Origin of the sequence: Labrys neptuniae (genome assembly GCF_040797145.1) — a bacterium.
Classification (GTDB): Bacteria; Pseudomonadota; Alphaproteobacteria; order Rhizobiales; family Labraceae; genus Labrys; species Labrys neptuniae.
Genome location: NZ_JBFNQD010000009.1, coordinates 31,829 through 51,198, shown reverse-complemented (window position 1 = coordinate 51,198; position 19,370 = coordinate 31,829). Strand labels below are relative to the sequence as shown.

17 protein-coding genes are annotated in these 19,370 nt (G+C 65.2%); 4 read left to right on the top strand and 13 right to left on the bottom strand.

Translation table 11 applies throughout. The features are described from left to right. Positions 1 to 3: 3 nt before the first annotated feature. The 6 genes from ABXS05_RS22975 to ABXS05_RS22950 form a co-directional block, all read right to left on the bottom strand. Positions 4 to 1,287, bottom strand: a complete 1,284-nt coding sequence (locus ABXS05_RS22975; protein ID WP_367625507.1) for an MGH1-like glycoside hydrolase domain-containing protein — start codon at positions 1,285 to 1,287, stop codon at positions 4 to 6. A gap of 42 nt (positions 1,288 to 1,329) precedes the next feature. Further along, the gene (locus tag ABXS05_RS22970; protein ID WP_367625506.1) at positions 1,330 to 2,367 is read right to left on the bottom strand and encodes an ABC transporter ATP-binding protein; all 1,038 of its coding nucleotides are present in this window, start codon (positions 2,365 to 2,367) and stop codon (positions 1,330 to 1,332) included. A gap of 11 nt (positions 2,368 to 2,378) precedes the next feature. Further along, positions 2,379 to 3,218, bottom strand: a complete 840-nt coding sequence (locus tag ABXS05_RS22965; RefSeq protein ID WP_311938540.1) for a carbohydrate ABC transporter permease — start codon at positions 3,216 to 3,218, stop codon at positions 2,379 to 2,381. After that, positions 3,215 to 4,063, bottom strand: a complete 849-nt coding sequence (locus ABXS05_RS22960; protein WP_367625505.1) for a carbohydrate ABC transporter permease — start codon at positions 4,061 to 4,063, stop codon at positions 3,215 to 3,217. The genes ABXS05_RS22965 and ABXS05_RS22960 overlap by 4 nt, the downstream gene beginning before the upstream one ends. Positions 4,064 to 4,081: 18 nt before the next feature. Then, positions 4,082 to 5,359 (bottom strand): ABC transporter substrate-binding protein, encoded by a 1,278-nt coding sequence (locus ABXS05_RS22955; protein WP_311938536.1) that lies wholly within the window; start codon positions 5,357 to 5,359, stop codon positions 4,082 to 4,084. Between the two features lie 73 nt (positions 5,360 to 5,432). Beyond that, positions 5,433 to 6,476, bottom strand: coding sequence for a LacI family DNA-binding transcriptional regulator (locus ABXS05_RS22950; RefSeq protein WP_311938534.1), 1,044 nt, complete (start codon positions 6,474 to 6,476; stop codon positions 5,433 to 5,435). 296 nt (positions 6,477 to 6,772) lie between these two features. On the opposite strand from ABXS05_RS22950, the gene ABXS05_RS22945 reads away from it, so the two are divergent. Together ABXS05_RS22945 and ABXS05_RS22940 are read left to right on the top strand one after the other, a co-directional pair. Continuing rightward, positions 6,773 to 7,279 carry a DUF2569 family protein gene (locus tag ABXS05_RS22945; RefSeq protein WP_311938532.1) on the top strand — a complete coding sequence of 169 codons (507 nt, stop codon included), beginning with the start codon at positions 6,773 to 6,775 and terminating at the stop codon, positions 7,277 to 7,279. 79 nt (positions 7,280 to 7,358) lie between these two features. After that, a complete protein-coding gene (locus ABXS05_RS22940) occupies positions 7,359 to 8,279 on the top strand; it encodes a hypothetical protein (protein WP_367625504.1) in 921 nt (306 codons plus the stop codon). Positions 8,280 to 8,308: 29 nt separating this feature from the next. On the opposite strand, the gene ABXS05_RS22935 is transcribed toward ABXS05_RS22940, so the two are convergent. The 6 genes from ABXS05_RS22935 to ABXS05_RS22910 all read right to left on the bottom strand — a co-directional run bounded on the left by ABXS05_RS22935 (position 8,309) and on the right by ABXS05_RS22910 (position 15,012). After that, positions 8,309 to 10,573: a N,N-dimethylformamidase beta subunit family domain-containing protein gene (locus tag ABXS05_RS22935; protein ID WP_367625503.1), complete on the bottom strand. Its 2,265-nt coding sequence runs from the start codon at positions 10,571 to 10,573 to the stop codon at positions 8,309 to 8,311. 193 nt (positions 10,574 to 10,766) lie between these two features. Then, the gene (locus ABXS05_RS22930) at positions 10,767 to 11,087 is read right to left on the bottom strand and encodes a N,N-dimethylformamidase alpha subunit family protein (protein WP_311938526.1); all 321 of its coding nucleotides are present in this window, start codon (positions 11,085 to 11,087) and stop codon (positions 10,767 to 10,769) included. Positions 11,088 to 11,097: 10 nt separating this feature from the next. After that, positions 11,098 to 11,760 (bottom strand): HAD family hydrolase, encoded by a 663-nt coding sequence (locus ABXS05_RS22925; RefSeq protein ID WP_367625502.1) that lies wholly within the window; start codon positions 11,758 to 11,760, stop codon positions 11,098 to 11,100. Continuing rightward, positions 11,757 to 13,256, bottom strand: coding sequence for an FGGY-family carbohydrate kinase (locus tag ABXS05_RS22920; protein WP_367625501.1), 1,500 nt, complete (start codon positions 13,254 to 13,256; stop codon positions 11,757 to 11,759). Before ABXS05_RS22920 ends, ABXS05_RS22925 begins: the two co-directional genes overlap by 4 nt. 102 nt (positions 13,257 to 13,358) lie before the next feature. Further along, positions 13,359 to 14,159, bottom strand: a complete 801-nt coding sequence (locus tag ABXS05_RS22915; protein ID WP_311938005.1) for a BtpA/SgcQ family protein — start codon at positions 14,157 to 14,159, stop codon at positions 13,359 to 13,361. A gap of 19 nt (positions 14,160 to 14,178) precedes the next feature. Then, a complete protein-coding gene (locus tag ABXS05_RS22910; protein ID WP_311938003.1) occupies positions 14,179 to 15,012 on the bottom strand; it encodes a DeoR/GlpR family DNA-binding transcription regulator in 834 nt (277 codons plus the stop codon). 454 nt (positions 15,013 to 15,466) lie between these two features. Between ABXS05_RS22910 and ABXS05_RS22905 the strand changes: the two genes are divergently transcribed. Next, on the top strand, positions 15,467 to 16,240 hold the full coding sequence (locus ABXS05_RS22905) for an SDR family NAD(P)-dependent oxidoreductase (protein ID WP_367625500.1): 774 nt from the start codon (positions 15,467 to 15,469) through the stop codon (positions 16,238 to 16,240). Between the two features lie 7 nt (positions 16,241 to 16,247). Here ABXS05_RS22905 and ABXS05_RS22900 read toward each other — a convergent pair whose 3' ends face one another. Continuing rightward, the gene (locus ABXS05_RS22900; protein ID WP_367625499.1) at positions 16,248 to 17,519 is read right to left on the bottom strand and encodes an ROK family transcriptional regulator; all 1,272 of its coding nucleotides are present in this window, start codon (positions 17,517 to 17,519) and stop codon (positions 16,248 to 16,250) included. Positions 17,520 to 17,866: 347 nt separating this feature from the next. Here ABXS05_RS22900 and ABXS05_RS22895 point away from each other — a divergent pair, with 347 nt between their 5' ends. Continuing rightward, a complete protein-coding gene (locus ABXS05_RS22895; protein WP_367625498.1) occupies positions 17,867 to 19,303 on the top strand; it encodes an extracellular solute-binding protein in 1,437 nt (478 codons plus the stop codon). Positions 19,304 to 19,370: the final 67 nt, after the last annotated feature.

Here is a 19,370-nt window from a genome sequence, read left to right as displayed (position 1 = left end):
CGTTCAGGTCGCCCGCTTCACCAGTTCGGCCACCATGGCGGCCGTCCAGGTGAAATGGCCGCCGCCGAGGCCCTCGCCGGAGATCGGATCGTAATATTCGGCAAAGCCGCTTTCCTCGATCAGGGACAGGCTGTCGGCCTCGACCTTGGCCGCGGCTTCGACGAGTTTGCAGCGCCGGAGCCCGTCGGCGACCAGCATGTTGACGATGATCCAGATCGGGCCACGCCAATAGCGCTTCGGCTCGAAGCGCCGGTCGGCGGGATCGTGGCTGGCGATGCCGTAGCGCGTGCGCCGGCGCCAGGCCGCGATTCGTTCGGCGATGGCCCTGTGACGTGCTTCCTCGCCCAGCCCCGCGAACACGGGCAGGAGCCCGCCGATCGACGGGCTGTCGATCAATTGGCCCGAGACACGGTCGAGGCACAGATACTGGCCGAAGCGCTCGCTCCACAAGCGTTCGAAGCCCGCCCTCGCCCTGGCGACACGGGCGCGGGCGCGGGCGGCGATCGCCGGCTCGCCCAGCGTCTGCGCAAGCTCGGCAAGATCGCTGTCGGAACGGATCAGGATGGCGTTGAAGCCGGGATCGACCATGCGGAAAGGCGAGGCCTCGTGCAGCCTGGCATTGTCCCAGCCCAGGCTGCGAAAGCGCTGCAGCAGCCAGAGGAAGCGGTCGTAATCGGCCTTGTGCGGGCGCTGGGCGGCATCGACATGCCGGGTGTCGCGCCGCTCATAGGGCTCCACCCCGTCGGTCGGCACCCGCATCATCGCCTCGTCCCAGTCGACGGAATTGTCGCGTCCGGATTCCCAGGGATGGATGATGGCGACCAGGCCTGTGCCTTCGGGGTCGCGGCAGGCATAAAACCATTGGTGCCAGGCGTCGGCCTTGGCCAGCAGGCCGTGGGCCCTGCGCCGGGCGAGCTCGCGATCGCCGGCCTCGTCATGCAGGCGCTTCATCACATAGCCCAGCACCGGCGGCTGGGTGATGCCCGAGGTCGGCACCGGGCGGCCAGTGCGCCAGACGCCGGGACCGGGAAAATAGCCGTCGTCTTCGACATGGAAGACGATGTGCGGCACCATGCCATCCGGCCATTGGTGGTCGAGCAGGGTCTCGACCTCCTGCCAGGCCCTGTTCTCGTCGAGGTGGCGCAGCCCCAGCGCCGTCAGGCAGGAATCCCAGTTCCACTGGAAGGGATAAAGCCCCTTGGTCGGGATGGTGTAGGCGCCGCGATCATTCTCGCGCAGCACGGCAGCAGCCCGCTCGAAGGCAGCGGCACGGTCAAGTCGGCTCATGAAAGGCTCCCAAGCGGTTCGTCATGAAAAGGGGTGATGTCGTCAGAGAACGGCCGCCGAACTCTCGACGTCGAACCAGCGCACGCTGCCGGGACGCGGCGCCAGAGTGAGGTTTTCGCCGGGGCGCACGGCATGGTCATTGTCGACGATGGCACGGAAGAGATGGCCGCCGACATCGAGAGAGACGAGCTGGTGCGGTCCGAGCGGCTCCACCACCCGCACCCGTCCCGTCAAACCCTCGCCGCTCGGCGCCAATTCCTCGGGCCGGATGGCAAATTCGATCGGCCGGGATGTCGCGGGCGCGGACAGCTTCAGTCCGGCTACCTCGGCGATGGTCCCGCTCACCGCCGCCGGCAGGAAATTCATCGGCGGATTGCCGATGAAGCCGCCGACGAAGCGCGTGGCCGGATAGGCATAGACCTCCGTCGCCGGAGCCGCCTGCACGATCCGGCCCTGATGCATCACGGCGATGCGGTCGGCGAGACTCATGGCCTCGACCTGATCGTGGGTGACATAGATCGTGGTGGTGCGGCTCTCCTGCAGGATGCCCTTGAGCTCGGCCCGCATTTCGAGCCGGAGCAGCGCATCGAGATTGGAAAGCGGCTCGTCCATCAGGAGGACGGCCGGCTCCACCGCCAGGGCGCGGGCGACGGCGACGCGCTGGCGCTGGCCGCCGGAGAGCTGGCCGGAATAACGCTGCAGGAGCTGGTCGATATGCATCAGCCCGGCGGCCCTCTTCACGCGCTGCTCGACTTCCTGGTTGAGCAGCCTCTTCATGCGCAGGCCGAAGGCGATGTTCTCGAACACCGTCATATGCGGGAACACCGCATAGTTCTGGAACACCATGGCGATCCCGCGCTCGCGTGGCGGCAGCCCGTCGACCCGCCTGCCGCCGATATGAACCTCCCCGCCGCTCGCCGTCTCCAAGCCGGCGACGATGCGCAGCAGCGTGGTCTTGCCACAGCCCGAGGCGCCGAGCAGGACCAGGAACTCCTGGTCCCGGATGGCCAGGTCGAGCGTGTGCAGCGCCGTGTAGGAACCGAAACTCTTGCGCACGCCCCGGATCTCGATGTCCGCCATCGAAGCCTCCCTCAGCGATTGGCGATACCCCAGAGCGAAAACAGGTATTTCCGCACCAGGAACAGGAAGATCAGGGCCGGGATGATCAGCACGAAGGCACCGGCAAATTTCAGCGGCAGCGGCGAGACATCCAGGCTGGTGAGCAGGAAGGCCGTCAGGGTCTGGTTCTGCACGGTGAGCACGGAAGCGGCGAACACCTCGTTCCAGGAAGTGACGAAGGCGAACACGCCGGATGCCGCAATGCCGGGCAGCGCCAAGGGCACCACGATCCTGACGAAGGCCTGGGCCCGGCTGCAACCGAACACCCAGGCCGCTTCTTCCAGCTCCACGGGGATGCTGATGAAAAGCGAGGAAGTGATCAGGATGGCGAAGGGGAGCGCCAGCACGGTGTGGATCAGCGCCAGGCCGAGCAGCGTGTCGTCGAGGCCGGTGCGCAGATAGAATACCGCCAGAGGCAGGGCGAGCAGCGGCAGGGGAAAGGCCCGCGTCATCAAGACCAGGATGCGGAAGGCGCCCTTGCCCCGGAAACGGAAGCGGGCCAGGGCATAGCCCGCCGGCGCGCCGATCAGAATGGAGAGCACCATGGTCAGGCCCGCCACCAGCAGCGAATTCACCAGGGCCCTGGTGACGCCGGCATAGTTCCAGAAGAAGGCGAGGCTGGTGAGGTCGAAGGCCGGCCAGAACTGCTTGGGCCAGCCCGTGACCGCCTTCGGCGCATTGAAGGCATCCACCGCCAGCAGATAGATCGGCACCAGCACCCAGGCGCACAGGACGATGGCAGCGAAGCGCAGGCCCCAGCGGGCCGGGGCGACGGTGCCCGCATCGTCCTGCCTGACGACGGCCTCGCTCATGCCACCGTCTCCTTCTTCTCGCCCAGCGCCCACAGGAAGAACATCGTGAGGGCGATCGAGATCGCCAGGATCACCATGGCATAGGCGGCAGCGCCGGCCCGGTCCTGCAAGGTGAATTGCCAGCCATAGGTCTCGCCCATCAGCACCGGCAGATTGGTGCCGGCCAGCACCAGCACGATGGCAAAGACCTCGAAGGCCAGGATGGTGCGCAGGATCAGCGCCGTCTGCAGGCTGGGCCGCAGCAGCGGCAGGGTGATCCTGACGAAGCGCTTCCAGGGCCCTGCGCCGAACACCTCCGCTGCTTCGTAATATTCGCGCGGGATGAGAGACATGCCGGCCACCAGGATGACCAGTACCACCGCCGTCGCCCGCCAGAGTTCGGCCAGCACGATCGCGGCGAAGAGCAGGATGACGTTCTGGTAGCCGAGCAGGAGCTGGGGGCCGGCGATCAGGCCGAGGGCATGGCGGGCACTGTTGAGGAAGCCGTTCTGCTCGAGGATGGCCAGCCAGATCAGCCCGGCTGCGAGATCGGAGATGCCGAGCGGGATGGTGAAGACATATAGGGCGAGATCGCGCCCCTTGCCGAGATTCATCACCAGGGCGGCCATGGCCAGGGCAAGCGCGATCTGCAGCGGCACCACGATCACCGTCAGCACCACCGTGTTGCGCAGGGCCGGCCAGAATTTCCAATCGCTCATGATCGAGCGGAAATTGCCGGTGGAGAGCTGGCCATATTGGGTGAAGGCCTCCACTGCCACCTGGCCGAATGGCACCAGGAAGAAGGCGACCAGGAAGAGCGCCGCAGGGGCCAGCAGCAGATAGGGAAGAAGGCGAGTGTCGCTCACAACATGCTCCCAGGCTTGCTATTCAACCTTGCAGGGCCCTTCGCTTTTCGGATCGGGCGCCCAGCAGGGCGCCTTCTTCTCATCGAGGATGGCCTGCAGGGCCTGCGCCTGCTGGTCGAGCACATCACGCACCGGCTGGCCGCCGAGCACGATGCGCTGGAAGGTATCGGAGAAGACCTTGTTGTAGCGCCCACCCGCATCGCCGATGCCGATCGGCAGCAATACGGGCAGAGAATCGGTCGCCGCATTCTGCGCCGCCACCACGGGCCCGAGGATCTTGGCGCTAACCGGCATGTCGTCGGGCAGCTTGACGTCGACCACCGGGAAGAAGCCGGTCGCCTTGACCATGGCGATCTCCGTCTCGGGCTTGAGCATATAGGCGGCCAGCGCTTTGGCATCCTCGGGCGCATTCGAGGTCCTGGGCACGGCGATACCGGTGATCACCGGCATGTTGGCGCGTCCCTTCGGCCCGGCCGGCACCGGAAACACCACGAAATCATCCGGCTTCTGGTTGAGTGCGTCCTTGAGCCGGGCAACGTGGTCCCAGGCCACCCAGACCTCGCCGTTCAGGAGGGGTTCCTGCATGAAGGCATAGGAGGTGGAGGCCGGCGTCACCGCCGCATGCCAGAAATCGCGGAAATCGTTCCACATCTTCTCGGCTTCGGGCGACTTGAACTTCACCACCGCCGCACCGGTGAAGGAAGGCAGCAGATAGCCCTGGAAGAAGCGATGCGACAGCCCCTTCGGCCCGGCCGGAAAGCCGATCTTGGGACCGCCGGTGGCCTCAGCCATCGCCTTGCCCCAGGCAAAGAGCTCATCATAGGTGATTTTCTGCAGGTCCACGCCCTTGGGCAGATATTGCAGCGCCTGCTTGCTGGCGATCATTACATAGGTCGCCTGCATCCAGGGAATGTATTTCTGCTCTGCCGTGCCGAGCTTTCCGAAGCGCATATAGCTTTCGGCGATGGCGCCCGCGGGCACCACGCCGTCGAGATTGACGAGACCGTCGGGAATACTGGCAAGCTCGCCATGCAGCCCGCCCAGCACGGTGATGGCGCCAGCCCCCGCCTGCAGCTCGGCCTGGATACGGGTGATGAACGGGCCTGCCTCCTGGGCCGAATAGGTGACAGACTTGCCGAAGCCCGGCAGCACGCCGTCACGAATGGCCTGCGATTCCTCCACGGGCGTCGCCTGGGTCGACCAGAACAGCAGGTTCTGCGCGATCGCCACGGCAGGCGTGGCCAGGGCACCGAGCAGGACGGCGCCTGCCAGGAGCCTTCTCATCGATACGGTCATGCTCGCCTCCCCTTGTGCATGGTCATTCCTCCTGGTGCGGGGCCTCTGCGGGCCCTGGAACCGGTAGCGCCGCTCAGTCGGCCGGCGCAGGACCATGGCTGGCCCGAAGCTCCAGCTTCGGCTCCAGCAGCAGCGTCCTGATGCCGGCCTCGCCCAGCTCTATCCGCGCCACCACCATGTCGCCGGCAATACGGCCGCTCTCCCGGATGTTCTGGTCGAAGGTGGTGAGGGGCGGATTGGCGTATACAGCCATCGGCACATTGTCGAAACCGACGACCGAGACATCCCCGGGCACGCCGAGGCCGAGCTCGCGGGCGACCTCGAGCACGGCGAAGGCAAGCTGGTCGGTCAATGCGATCACCGCCGTCGGCCGGGGATCGAGCGACAGCAGGGCACGCGCCTCGGCATGGGCGCCGTCATGATCGTTGGGAGCGACCTTGGCGATGTGATCCGGCCGCAGCGGCAGGCCGAGCTCGCTCAAGGCCCGCTCCAGGCCCCGGCTGCGGAAATGGGCAAAGGTGTAGGCGACGTCGGGCATGACCAGGGCGAAGCGCCGATGGCCAAGGGAGACCAGCTGGCGCGCCAGCCCGTCCAGCGCCTTCTCGCCATCGGTGTCAAGCCAGGAATAGGGACCGGGTGCCTCGATCAACCGGCCATGGGCGACGAAGGGAATGCGCCGTGCGATCAGCACGCGCGCCCGGGCATCGTCGACGGTCAGGCGATTGATGACGATGCCGTCAGCCTGCGAGCCGTCCACCATGTGGCGCAAGACCTGCAGCTCGTCGCGGCTTTGGGAACTGGCGGCCAGGAAGAGATCGCGCCCCAATTCGGCAAGGCTGTCGGCAAGGCCGAGCAGGAACTCGCCGACAAAGGCGTCCGTGATCTGTCCCGCCGGCTGCGGCAACATCATGCCGATGGCGTTGGAGCGCCCCGAGACCAGCATGCGTCCAGCACGGCTGGCGACATAGCCATGCTCCCGGGCCGCCTGGACCACCCGCTCCCGCGTCTTCTGGGAAACGTCGGAATAGCCGCCGAGCGCACGCGAGACCGTCGGCACCGACAGGCCGAGCACCCTGGCGAGCTCCTTGAGCCCGATCGCCCGCGACGTTTCACTCACCGCTTTTTTCTCTTCAAAAACGTTTTGAATAAAATCCAAAACGTTTTGATCAATGTCAAGCACCGTCTTGCTGAGCGAGCCATGGCCCGTGCCACGGGCTCGCCTCAACGACGATCCATTTCGGCAGGCATTCGCCTGAAGATTTGGGTGCACCATCGCCGTGGGGTAACCCAGGTCACTTGCCAGTCACTACGTCACTTGGGTGAGTCCTCGACGGATGCTATGCACGAAGGACAGAATGGAAGAGGCAATGGTGACACCCCATGGGCGTTGAGGGCGAACACAGGCCGGATTCTTTGCTCCGAATTGCCGGTCCCGTGGGCATCGGCGGCTGGCTCCTTCTGCCCCTGCTCGATATCCTCATCAATCCGTTCTATTCAGCCTACGAGATCTATTCCACACTGACCGGTTGGAACCTGCTCGGCCCGTTCGTCGGTGGCGCAGAGGACGGCCGCTTCGAGGCTGCCCGGCTGCCGCTTCTTGCCTACGCCTTCACATCGGTCGTCAGGGCCGCCCTTGCCGCCTATTGCCTGTATCTGATGCTGAAACGCTCGCCCCGGACACCGAGATGGATGATCATCTATTATGCGGTGGAACTCGTGCTCGGCTTCCTGGATTTCTTTCTCCATCGGGTGGTGGAGGACATGCTGCAGCAGGCAAATCCACAGGACTATTGGGTTCTGCCCTTCATCGCCGCCATATGCCTGATCTGGATCGCCTATTTCCGGCGCTCCCGGCGAGTGGCGAATACGTTCCGCTCGCAGGAGGAGGCCGACAGGCAACTCAGCGAGATATTCTCGTGAGGCGGGAACGATTACCCCGGCCGGGTGCGTTTTCTCCAAGAGCCTTACCGGCAAGCATCGCTGGACCTGAGGAGAGACGATGACGATGAAGCACCGATCGTTCTGGCCAGGCCTGCTGGCGGTTTGGCTGCTGTCGGCTACGCCGGCCCTGGCCCAGAATGCCGCGCCAGGTACCGAGCAAGGCTGCCGCGACCTGCTGGCTGCCTTCTCCAAGGCTCACTCCCTCGACCTCGCGGCCGAGAAAGCCGGAGCCAAGGGGGCGAAGGGTTGCCTCTTCGGCAATCTGCGTTCGGAGGCCAAGCCAACATCGTTCACCATCGATACGGTCGATGTCGATATGATCGAGCCCGATCCCGCTGACAGCGGCAAGCTGCCGCTGGCGCTTCGCCTGACGGCAGCCGGGATGCGTCTCTCGGGCAGTTCAGGCGATGCCGCCCAGGACTACATGCTGCAGCTCTCGCGAGACCCGCTCGCCTTCTCCATCGACTATGAGCTGGACACGACGAGCAAGACGCTGAAGCTCACCGCGTTCACCTTCAACATGCGGCATGGCGCACTCAGCGCCTCCGCCGAAATCGCCCGTTTCGATCCCACAGCGACCGGGGGCCAATCGAAGGCGATCGTCACACGGACAGCCCTGAAGTCCCTCGAATTCAGCCTGCAGGACGAGGAAGGCGAGATCCAGCGCCTGCTTCTCCTGCCGGTCGGCTATACCCTGCTGCGCGGTTCGGCCGATCCTGCAGCCCGCCTGAAGCAGATCAAGGACCAGGCCGCGGCCTGGCTGCGCATCACCCTGAGCCTCACCAACATGCCCCCGGCACAGGTCGACGACACCATCGCCGCGCTGACGGATTTTCCCAAGGCCACCAAGCCCTTCTATCTTTCGATCAAGCTGCCTCAGCCCGTGGGGGTCGACGACGTCTTCCGCATCATGATCGGCGGCGCCACGCCCGGCGAGCTATTCCCCGACGGGTGGATCAATCTCACTTACGGGAAATAGGGAACGGTTCTGCTCGCCGAACTCTTTCCTCACGCCACCGGGAAGGGTTCGTCCTCCAGGAAGCGCCTCAGCACGTTCCAGGTGATCCGGGAGACGTTGTTGTCGTAGTTGTTGTGGCTGAGCGAGCCGCACCAGGCGATCGAGGAGGTCGCGAACAAGGCACCGCCCGAGGGTGTTTCGCCAAAGGCCAGATCGGCATGCACGCGCGGATTGGTGTCGCCGCCGATATTGGGCGGCACCACGCCGAATTCCTCGTTGACCAGCAGCATCATCGGCGAGTGATCGACCGAGGAGGCCAGGCGCAGCATGTTGGGCGGCGAGCCCAGATCCGTGGCCAGGCAATCGAGTTCGATGCCGGCCGCGCCGCCGCCGATCAGGCCGAAATCGCCGATGATCTCGTCCGGCACCCCCTCGAAGATGAAGGCGGCGCGGGGATTGTCGGCATCGGGGGCCCGGCGATAGGGGCTGGAGACGTCGAAGCCCTGCGCGATGAAGCCGACGCCGCAGATCACGTTGGGCGCCCGGCCGATGCGGCGCCACAGCCCGCCATATTCGCCGTTGAAGGACTGGTAGTATTCGCCCGGCTCGGCGATCCAGGTGCGGATACCGTCCTCGGCCCGGCGCAGCTCGATCACGCCCGGCAGGGTCTGGTGATAGGCGATGCGCCAGTACCAGCCATTGCCGCCCATATACATCAGCCGGCCGCCGCGATCGATCCACGCCTTCATGGCATCCCACATCCGGGTCGAATGATATTCGGGATGGGTCCCGGTGATCACCACCTGGTAGTCGCGCAACAGTTCGTAGCCGTCCTCATGCAGGTCTTCGTCGGTGATGACATCGTAGTCGACGCCGCGGAAATCGAGCCAGTCATAGAGATGGGTATCGGCATTGTATTGGTAGAGGGCCGAACCGTGCCCACCGAGCCAGGAATGATAGCGCGGCGAGAAATTGAGCACGGGCCTGAGGCGGCTCGAATAATGCACGCCCGAACCGTCGGCATGGCAGTCATAGAGCGAACCGCCGAGTTCGGGATGCTCATAGAGATAGACGTCGGAATGGCCGAAGGTGAGCAGACGGTTCATGGCAAGCTCCGCCCCCCGTGCGGTGATGTGCTCGCCATGATTGGCATAGGCCATATAGGAGGCCGTCGGGGCCAGCATGGCGAGCTTGGGGCGTGAGCCTTTCGGGCGCCGGCGCGGCGGACGCACGAAGAAGGCGATGTAGTTTTCGCGCGTGACCGTCTCGTCGCTGTCGCCGCAGGTGACGTGCAGCGCATAGGGGCCGCTCTTCAGCTCCTCGGGAATGACGAGGCTGACGGAGGTCTCCCAGCCCGCATCGTAGAGATCGTCGTGATGGAAATGGATGGCGCCGTAATGTTCCGGCTTCAGGTTGAAATCATGCTCCTCGCCGGTCCAGTTCCAGCCCTTCATGCCGCGGGTCGGCAGATGGAAGAGTTCGCCGTGATGATGCGAGGGCCCGATATCGACGGCCCTGGTCGAGCCGATCTCCCGCGAGAAATCCCATTGCGCGATGATCCCGGCCCGCAAGGCCGCGGGCTGCGGCGACAGCAGCAGGGCCTGATGCTGTTCGGGGGCGTGGAAGCCGGCCAGGAGAACGGGTCCGTCGATCTTGCCGTCGAAATGCTCGGCCACCGTGCCGTCGGCCTGGTGGCAGCCGGCGAGCGTAAAGGGCGCCTCGACCGATGGCAGCGACACCTTCAGGCTGGTTTCCTCAAAGCCGGCATCGAAGACGTGGGCATAGGGCTTCACCGGGCGCTGGGAGAGCATGACGCGGCCTGTGGCAGGATCGATGGCGACCGCGATCGCATACCATTGGCGCACCAGCATGCCGTCACGCAGGGCGAATTCGGCCTGCCGGCCGGGGCCGTCCCCCACGATGAGGGCGAGGCGCCCGCCTTCCAGCATCTGGATGCGGAAGCCTCGCTGCGTGACGGGGTCCCATTGCGCCGCGATGGTCTGCGGTCCGCGGGACGGCAGGGTCGGCCAGAGCATGGCGAAGAAGGTGAACGGCGCGCTGCCGAGCGCGGGCACGGTTTCGGCCTGCATGTAGGAGCCGGCATCGATGCGCTGCGGCCGGCCCGCGTGACGCCCGTCGATGGCAGTCGGCACATGCGGGAATTTCAGGCCCGGTCCCTCGGGGTTGCAATCGCCATGCCGCACGCGCACCAGCCGGGCGTCGAAGCCATCTCCTTCCTCGAGCGAGATCTTGAAGGCGATGGTCTCGCCGGGAGCGACCGAATAGCGATCGGGATAGCCGGTGATTTTCAGCATGGCGTGGGCTCTCGGATGGAATTGTTATCGTGTTGGGGCGAGAAAGCCTTCTCCCCTTGCGGGAGAAGGTGCCCCGAAGGGGCGGATGAGGGGAGAAGCCCAACCTTTGCGGGTGTTTGCCGCCATCCCTCATCCGTCATTGCTTCGCAATGCCACCTTCTCCCACAAGGGGAGAAGGTTTTCGCGCCGCGCCTCAATCCCGGTACGGTAGGTTGATGCTCTCACCGGTGAGCAGGCGCCAGCGCCGGCGGAAGATCTCCCATTCCGCCTCCTCGCGGCTGGTGAAGACGGGCTCGCCCTCGTAGACGATCGGATCGCGCCGGTCGGGCGGCATGGTGGCGAGTACCCATTCCTCGAAGGGCTTGCGGCAGAACAGGATCACCTGGTTGCCGCTGGGGTCCTGGCGCATGATATGCAGCACGCGCTGCAGGCCGGGGCTGTGGCGTCCGATCGGGCAGCGCCGGAATTCCTCAATATATTGACGGTCCGCCTGGGGATCGATCTTGTAGACCATGGCACTGCCTTCACGAACTGGATGGAGCGGCGGAGGCGACCGGCGCGAGCACGAAGGCCCCGAGATCGCGCATATCGGAAAAGACGAGGTCGGCGCCTGCAGGGGCTTCGCCGCCGACGGTGTGAAAGGCGGTCAGGAGGCCCGCGGCCTTGGCCGAGGCAAACCCGGTATGACTATCCTCGACGCCGAGAACATGAGCCGGCAAAGCACCGAGCCTGCGGCAGGCCGTCGCATAGGGCTCGGGATCGGGCTTGCCCTTGGCGACATCGTCGAGGCTGATCGAGAAGGCGATAAAGGGCAGGATGCCGAGCCCGGCGATGTTGGCATCGACCACGCGGCGGCTCGAATTGGAGACGCAGGCCTGCCGGATACCGGCGGCGGCGAAGCGGCGCACGAGATCGAGCACGCCTGGCAGGGGTTCCAGCGTGTGGGCACGGGCGATGTAATAGTCGACGATCGCCTTGCCCCAGCTCTCTTCGGTGACCCCGGCCGGCATGCGGCTCTCCAGCAGGCGCCAGACATCGCCCATATGAATGCCACGGAAGCGGTCGTCATGCAGGTCCGACATGTCGATGCCGAGATCGTGGCTGATGGCGTTGAGCGCCTCCTGGTGCAGCGGCTCGCTGTCCACCAGCGTGCCGTCGATGTCCCAGGCGATGGCCTCGATTCTCATACATCCTCCTCACGAAGCCGGCGATAGAGCCCGCGGAAGGCCCGGTATCCCGCTTCATAGACTGCCTTGTTCTGCGCATTCGGTTCGATCCGGTCGCGCAGGCTGATGAAACGCGAGACATCGGGCCATTCCGAGGCAAGCCCCGCCCCGATGGCCGCCGTCCAGGCCGCACCGAGGCAGGAACCGGGATGGCCGTTGAGACGCTGCAGGGGAACCTGCAGCACGTCGGCGACGATCTGCATCCAGACCGCGCTGTTCGAACCGCCATCCGAAACCAGGTAGTTGGTGGTGGCGTGCCCCATGTCGTTCAGGGTCTCGACATGATGGCGGATAGCGTAGGCATAGGCTTCGAGCAAGGCGCGCCAGAGATGGGGAAGGCCGGTTGCCAGGCTGAGGCCCGAGAAGGAACCGCGGATGACGGGATCGTGGATCGGCGTCTTCTCGCCGAGGAAATAGGGCAGGATGTGCACGCCCTCGGCCCCGGCCGGGATGTCGGCGGCGAGCCGGTCGAGATGCTGGTGCAGGCTGAGACCTTCCTTTGCGGCCGCCTCGCGCTCGCCGCCTGCAAAGGTCGCGGCAAACCAGTTGAGCCCCGAACCGCCGGTCGACATGCAGCCATTAGGCACATAGAGCCCGGGTACCAGATGGTAGTCGAGATACATGCGCGGATCCGGCGCCACCTTGTCGGAGGCAATCAGCACGTCCGCCGAGCCGCCGAACTTCAGGAGGACGTCGCCGGGGGCCACCACGCCGGCGCACAGGGCCGAGGCGATATGATCGGCCGCCCCGCCCACCACGGGCGTACCGGCGTTGAGCCCGGTGGCTGCGGCCGCGTCCGCCGTCACCGCGCCGAGAATTTGGTGGGAGAGGCTGCGCGGCGGCACGGCGCTGCGCGGGATATGGGCAAGCGACACCAGGTCGTCGGCGATGTTCTGGGTGGCGAGATCGGTGAAACCGGCCTCCAGCGCCCAGTTCTGCTCGACCGCCTTCACCCCGGTCAGGCGCCAGTTGATGTAGTCGTAGGAGCCGAACACGGTGGCGATGCGCTTGAAACCATCCGGCTCGTGCTTTTCCAGCCAGCGCAGCTTGGCTGTCACCAATTGCTGGTTGATGCCGTTACCGGCCCTGGCGAGGAACACGTCTTCGGCGATCTCCGCGGCGAGTTCGGCCACCTCCTCCCCGCAACGCCCGTCGCTCTGCTGGATGCTCGGGCGGATCAACTCGCCGTTCCCATCCAGCAGCACCACGGCCGGCAGCATGCCGGTGACGCCGACGGCGTGGATCTCGCCGGGCGCGATGCCGCTCGTGGCGATCAGCTCACGGGTGATGGCGCAAGCATTCTCCCACCACTGGTTCGGATCCTCCTCCGCCCAGCCCGCATGGGGCGAGCGCAGCGTCACGGGGCGGGAAGTGAGGCCGAGCACCTCACCCGGCAGGCGGATCAGGATGCCGATGGTGGAGGTCGTGCCGATGTCGAGGCCGAGGACGCAGGGCATGGAAAGTTCCGAAATACGCGTGTTCGCAGGTGGGGGGCGGGTCTTCAGACCCGGCTCCATGAAGGCGGGTCTGAAGACCCGCCCCCCGATGCGGCACCAGCCTCACGCCAGCGGCGCCACCTTGTCCATGAAGCGCTTCACCCGCGCCGGATCGACAGCATTCCAGGTGTTGCCGTCGACCTTGAAATGGGTGCCGATGATCACGCCGGAGGCCACCGACAGGACGTCGGCGACATTGTCGATATTGACGCCGGTATTGGCGAAGACGGGCACGTCCTTGACCGTCTCGGCCACCTTCTTGAGGTCCGCGGCGGCGGCCGGCTGGCCGGTGAGCGGGCCTGAGACCAGGATGGCGTCGGCCAGCGAGGAGAACACGGCGCTGCGGGCGCGCAGTTCGATCGGCCGGCTGTCCAGCGAAGACGCGAATTCGGCATTGATATTGTAGAGCAGCTTGAGGTCCGGACGCCCGATCTCGCGGCGCAGCTTGTGGGCATCGGCCGCGTTGGGCTGCCACAATCCCATGTCGGAGGCGAACAGGCCGGTGAAGATCTCGCGGGCGAAGGAGGCGCCGGTCGCTCCCGCGATCGCCACCGAGGCGGCAGGATCCCACAGATAGTTCACGCCGAAGGGTACCTTGAGCAGCGGCTTCAGGGCGGTGACGATCGCCGTCATCGCCGCCAGGGATTCGATCGGAGCCTTGAAGCGATAGGGCCGGTCGTTCTCATTGCCGAACATCACGGCATGCACGCCATTGTCCTGCAGGTTCTCGATATCCTTGGCGGCATCGTCGATGAGCTTGTTCACGCCGCCCTTCGCGTCGAAGAGCGGGGCGCCGGGCAGCGCGCCGATATGCACCATCGCGATCACGGCCTTGCGGCGAGGGCCGAGGAAGTCGAAAACCATCGATAACTCCTGTCTAAACTTAAGGTTCTGAGAGAGCCGGCGCGTCCTGCCCGGCGATAAGGATACGAACGCCGGCGGCTTCCAGCGGCTCGGCGAGGTGTTCGGGCAAGGCAGCGTCGGTGACGAGGACGTGGATCTGCCCGTAGGGGCCGACCTGCACGAGGGAGCGGTGGTCGAACTTCGAGGAATCGCACAGCACCACCACCTGGCGGGAACGCTCCATGAAGGCGCGCTTGATCTCGGCATCTTCGAGCGTGTAGTCGAAAATGCCCTGGGCGGTGATACCGGAGACGCCGAGGAAGACGGCATCGAGCCAGAGAGACGAGAGCTGCGAACTCGCCATCGGCCCGCATACCGAAAATTCATGGGGGCGGATCAATCCGCCGAGGGCATAGACCGGGCTCTTGCCGCCGGCCAACAGCCCCGCCGTGCGCAGATTGCTGCAGAACAGCCGGAGCCCGGGCCTGTCGAGCAACTCGCGCGCGAAACGATGCGTGGTGCTGCCCGTGTCGATGCCGATGGTCTGCCCCGGCTGCACCAGACGCGCTGCCGCCCGCGCGATCTTCTCCTTGGCCTCGGCCTGCCGCCGGCCACGGACTTCGAAGGCAGGCTCCTCGGCGTCGAACGCCGTCTCGGGCGCCCGGGCCGTCGCCCCGCCATGGTCCCGGCTGATCAGCCCGCTTTCGGCAAGACGGTCGAGGTCGCGCCTGATCGTCATTTCCGACACCTGAAGCTCCACCGCCGCATCGGATACGTTGATGTAGCGGCGCTGGCCGATCATCTGGATCAGCCTGTCGCGCCGCGCCGTTGCCGGGATCCGGGAAGCATTCGTCATCACGGGCGTCATCTGCATTCTCTTCGCCATGTTCAGCTGCATTCAGATTGCCCTTGTAGCGCCCACAAAGGCAGCATGCACCATGACGAAATCGAACATAATCGATCACAAGATGTAACATCTTCGATCAGGTAGCAAGCCCCATCTGCACAAGCTGCAGGAATTTTCCGCCGATAAAGGCAGGCAGATCCGGCAGGGTTCACGCCTGGGCGCGCCTTGTCGCGGAGGCCGTCTCGTGATGGGGGCCATCAGCCAAAACTTGTCCACAAGGGAGGGTTTCGGCTACCTGGTCTTTATTTGTCCTCGATCGCCACCTGAAATGACGACCAAAGTCCGGCCACGTGCCGGCACCGGTCCGTTCCTCCGGCTCTCATGACAGCTGCATCCCACCGCGCCAACATTTACGCTTGTGCGATAACGCTCGATTATGTTTCAATATGTTCGAGATTCATCCGAAAGCGGGAACATATCGATGCAGGATCTGGCCGGAAAACGGGCAATCGTAACAGGTGGCGCCTCCGGCATCGGCGCGGCGATCGCCCGCCACCTGGCAAGCCTGGGCGTCAGGATCGCGGTGGCGGACCTCGACGAGAAGCGCGCCTCGGAGCTGGCGGCCAGCCTCGGCCAAGGCCATCGCGGCATCGCCATCGACGTGCGCAAGCGCGATTCAGTCGAAACGGCCTTCGCGGCGATCGCACAGGACTGGGACGGCTATGACCTCCTGATCGGCAATGCCGGCGTCTCCACCATGAACAAGGTGGTCGACCTCACCGACGAGGAATGGGACTTCAATTTCGACGTCAACATTCGCGGCATCTTCCTGACCAACCAGACCGCCGTACGCCATTTCCTTCAAGCGGGCCGCAAGGGCGTGATCGTCAACACGGCCTCGCTGGCCGGCAAGGTCGGCGCGCCGCTGCTGGCGCATTATTCGGCCAGCAAATTCGCCGTCGTCGGCTGGACCCAGGCGATCGCCCGCGAAATGGCGCCGCACGGCATCCGCGTCAACTGCGTCTGCCCGGGCTTCGTGCGCACCTCGATGCAGGAGCGCGAGATCGAGTGGGAGGCCAAGCTTCGTGGCATCACGCCCGAAGCCGTCGCCGCCGACTATATCGCGCAGACCCCGCTCGGCCGCATCGAGACGCCGGAGGACATCGCCCCCCTCGTCGCCTTCCTCGCCTCGGAAGGTGCCGCCTTCATGACCGGCCAGGCCGTGAACGTCACGGGCGGCGTCTATATGGGCTGATCCGCTGTCACAGCGCGAAATGCAGCAGCTCAGACAGAATCAAGCCGGCGGCTCCGCGTAGCGCCGCCCGGTCTTCGAGGTCCCCCATGACGAGTTGGATATCGTTGCCAGGACGCCAGGGCACGAGGTCGCGCATATGAGCGGCGATCGCCTCCAGCAGGGTCGCACCGCCGCCCACCACGTCGCCGTGCAGTACGAAGAAATTCGGCGCCATGGTCTGCTGAAGATTGGCGATACCGATGGCGACGTTGCGGGCATAGAGGTCGAGGAGGCCGGCTGCCGCGCCGCCATTTTCCATGGCCAGCAGGGCAAGGCTGCGCGAATCCATGGCCTCACAGGAGGGAAGATGGCGTTGCAGGGCCTCGCGGCGCAGCCAGCCCAGGGTGGCGATCGTCTCCCAGCATCCCCTGCGCCCGCAGCGGCAGGTCGCGCCGTCCACCTGGACAAAGGTATGGCCGAGTTCCCCGCCCGCTCCGGCCGGCCCGCGATACAGGTGACCGTCGAGGAAGATGGCACCACCGAGCACGTCCCCGGTATAGATCACCGCGAAATTAGGCTTGCCGCGTCCGATACCGAACCAGCGATCGCCGACCAGCAAGGCGCGGGGATGGTGGTCGACCCGCACCGGCAGGCCGAAGCGGCGCGCCAGGGCCTGCCCGAGCGGGAAGCCGTCGAGCAGGGGCGCCAGGTTGACCGCGACGATCGTGCCGGTATCGGTGTCGATCATGCCGCCTGCCGCCACGCCGATGCCGAGCGGCGGGCGATGGGCGAGATCGAGGACCTGCCCGACACAGTTGAACAGGATGTCGATCAGGGGTTCCACTGTCGCGGCATCCTCAGGGAAGGGGGCCCTGACTTCCGCCGTGATGGTGCCGTCCAGCGACACCAAGCAGCAATGCACGCCGTCATGCATGAGCAGGACCGCACAGATCGGGGCAGCGTCCTCGGCAAACCAGATCGGCCGTGCCGGCTTGCCGCCGCCTTCCTTCGAGGGCAGCGGCTCGCCTTCCACCAAGATGCCCTGGTCGATCAAGGGCTGGATGATGCCGGTTATGGTGGCACGGTTGACCCCGACATGCCTGGCCAGTTCGGCACGGCTGGTCGGTCCGAGATCGAACAGCACCTGCAGCACGCGGCCACGATTGGCCAGGCCTATGGAGCTCGAGGAAATCAGGCCCTGCCGGCGGGCATCGGGACGCGACGTGTCATCGAACAAATCGTTCAGCGCGGCAAGGCCGCCGCGTTCGCCATCGGACGAGAACCTATCTTCGGACGCCATGGCCGCCAGTCCCGAACTGAAAGGCCTGCGAAGACCACTGGTCGTCGCAGGGAAATGAATTGCCCGCCAACTCTTAGTGCCAGCGCGAGGGAATGTCCCCCACCCTTTCCCGCGCATCCCGCCCAGAATCGTCAGGCTTCGCCTTGACGATATAGTTAGTTTGTGTGAGCATCAAACATATTAGAGAAACCGGCGGGACACAACCATCCGGTCGCAATGAGGGGCATTCATCCAGTGCCCCCAACTGGTCAGCGTTCAAGCACTCAAGCGAGGCGGCAGGTCCACCGGCCCGACCTCGCAACAACAAGAACTGCACCACCAGACCGACATCAGAGGAGAGAACGAGCATGGTTACGATACCTGAGATCTCGCGCCGCGCCTTGCTTCGCAGCACGGCCGCCTTTGCGGGAGCCGCTGCCCTGGGCCTGAATTCCGGACGAGCCTCCGCGCAGGGCAAGACCTTGCGGGTGCTGCTGGCGGGCGACCCCTTCTATTACGCCATCCAGGGCCTCGCCGATCAGTTCAAGCAGGAGACCGGCATCGAACTGCAGATCGAGAGCATCTCGCTGGAAGCCCTGCAGGCCCGCCTCACCTCCTCCTTCATCTCCAACCAGCCGGATGCCGACGTCATCTCCGTCGACCAGATGTGGCTCGGCCAATATCTGGAAAGTCGCTGGATCCTGCCGCTCAACGACTTCATCAAGGCGGACAAGGACACCGACATCAAGGACTTCGTGCCCGAGGTTCTCTATTCCATGAACACCTGGCGCGGCCAGGTCGGCACGCTGCCGGTGGCGACCTATGGCCAGTGCGTGCTCTATCGCAAGGACTTCGTCGACGCCGCCGGCGTGAAGATTCCCGACGACGGCTCCTGGACCTGGAGCGACTATCTCGACATCGTCAAGAAGCTCAACGGCAAGGAATTCGACGGCAAGAAGATGGCGGGCACGGTGCTCGCCGGCCAGCAGCCTGCGCCCATCGTACACATGTATACCCAGCTCGCCGCCAGCTCCGGCGTGCGCTGGTTCAAGCAGTTCCCCACCGGCCAGTGGGATTTCACCCCCACCATCAACACGCCGGAGAATGTCGAGGCGCTCAAGCTCTTCCTCGAGCTCTACAAGAACTCCCCGCCCGAGGCGATCGGCTACAACTGGTTCGATGCCGGCATGCGCTTCGCCAAAGGCGATGTCGGCATGTTCTACTGGTGGACGCCCTATTCCTATCTCTGCCGCAAGGATGGCTATATGTCCGGCAAGGATTCGGTGGTGGCCGACAAGCTCGGCATCACCCGCCTGCCGCGCTCCCCCGGCAAGGACCAGGTGGTCTCGATCGGCGGCCACAGCCTCGGCATCCCCTCCAACACCGCCAACAAGGACGGGGCCTGGAAGTTCATCAAATGGGCGACCTCGGCCAAGACGCAGAAGGCCATGGCGCTCTACACCAAATATGGCCACCAGTTCTCGGACTTTGCCCGCCCCTCGCTCTACGAGGACGCCGACCTCCTGAAGATCTATCCCTATCTGCCCGCCCAGATCGCCGACCTGAAGCGCGGCAACGGCAAGATCGTGCGGCCGCCCTGCCCCGTCTACACCACGCTCGAGGGCATTTACGGCCTCAACCTCAACAAGGTGCTGTCGGGCGACACCGCTCCGGATGTCGCGCTGAAGGACACCGAATCCTTCTTCTCCAACATCCTGACCGGCAATTTCCTCATCCCCTACAAGCAGCCCACCTATGACGACACGCTCGACGCGACCAAGGCCCTGATCGCCTCGCTCGCGTGAGAGTGGGCACGGTCCGCCGGGTCTCCCACCGCGCGGGCCGTGCCGTTTTCACGATGCGGGGTGACTT

Excerpts from the sequence above, each read along its gene's own strand:
- ABXS05_RS22975 (WP_367625507.1), bottom strand. The coding sequence starts at position 1,287 with ATGAGCCGACTTGACCGTGCCGCTGCCTTCGAGCGGGCTGCTGCCGTG.
- ABXS05_RS22970 (WP_367625506.1), bottom strand. The coding sequence starts at position 2,367 with ATGGCGGACATCGAGATCCGGGGCGTGCGCAAGAGTTTCGGTTCCTAC.
- ABXS05_RS22965 (WP_311938540.1), bottom strand. The coding sequence starts at position 3,218 with ATGAGCGAGGCCGTCGTCAGGCAGGACGATGCGGGCACCGTCGCCCCG.
- ABXS05_RS22955 (WP_311938536.1), bottom strand. The coding sequence starts at position 5,359 with ATGACCGTATCGATGAGAAGGCTCCTGGCAGGCGCCGTCCTGCTCGGT.
- ABXS05_RS22940 (WP_367625504.1), top strand. The coding sequence starts at position 7,359 with ATGACGATGAAGCACCGATCGTTCTGGCCAGGCCTGCTGGCGGTTTGG.
- ABXS05_RS22935 (WP_367625503.1), bottom strand. The coding sequence starts at position 10,573 with ATGCTGAAAATCACCGGCTATCCCGATCGCTATTCGGTCGCTCCCGGC.
- ABXS05_RS22930 (WP_311938526.1), bottom strand. The coding sequence starts at position 11,087 with ATGGTCTACAAGATCGATCCCCAGGCGGACCGTCAATATATTGAGGAA.
- ABXS05_RS22925 (WP_367625502.1), bottom strand. The coding sequence starts at position 11,760 with ATGAGAATCGAGGCCATCGCCTGGGACATCGACGGCACGCTGGTGGAC.
- ABXS05_RS22920 (WP_367625501.1), bottom strand. The coding sequence starts at position 13,256 with ATGCCCTGCGTCCTCGGCCTCGACATCGGCACGACCTCCACCATCGGC.
- ABXS05_RS22915 (WP_311938005.1), bottom strand. The coding sequence starts at position 14,159 with ATGGTTTTCGACTTCCTCGGCCCTCGCCGCAAGGCCGTGATCGCGATG.
- ABXS05_RS22910 (WP_311938003.1), bottom strand. The coding sequence starts at position 15,012 with ATGCAGATGACGCCCGTGATGACGAATGCTTCCCGGATCCCGGCAACG.
- ABXS05_RS22905 (WP_367625500.1), top strand. The coding sequence starts at position 15,467 with ATGCAGGATCTGGCCGGAAAACGGGCAATCGTAACAGGTGGCGCCTCC.
- ABXS05_RS22900 (WP_367625499.1), bottom strand. The coding sequence starts at position 17,519 with ATGGCGTCCGAAGATAGGTTCTCGTCCGATGGCGAACGCGGCGGCCTT.
- ABXS05_RS22895 (WP_367625498.1), top strand. The coding sequence starts at position 17,867 with ATGGTTACGATACCTGAGATCTCGCGCCGCGCCTTGCTTCGCAGCACG.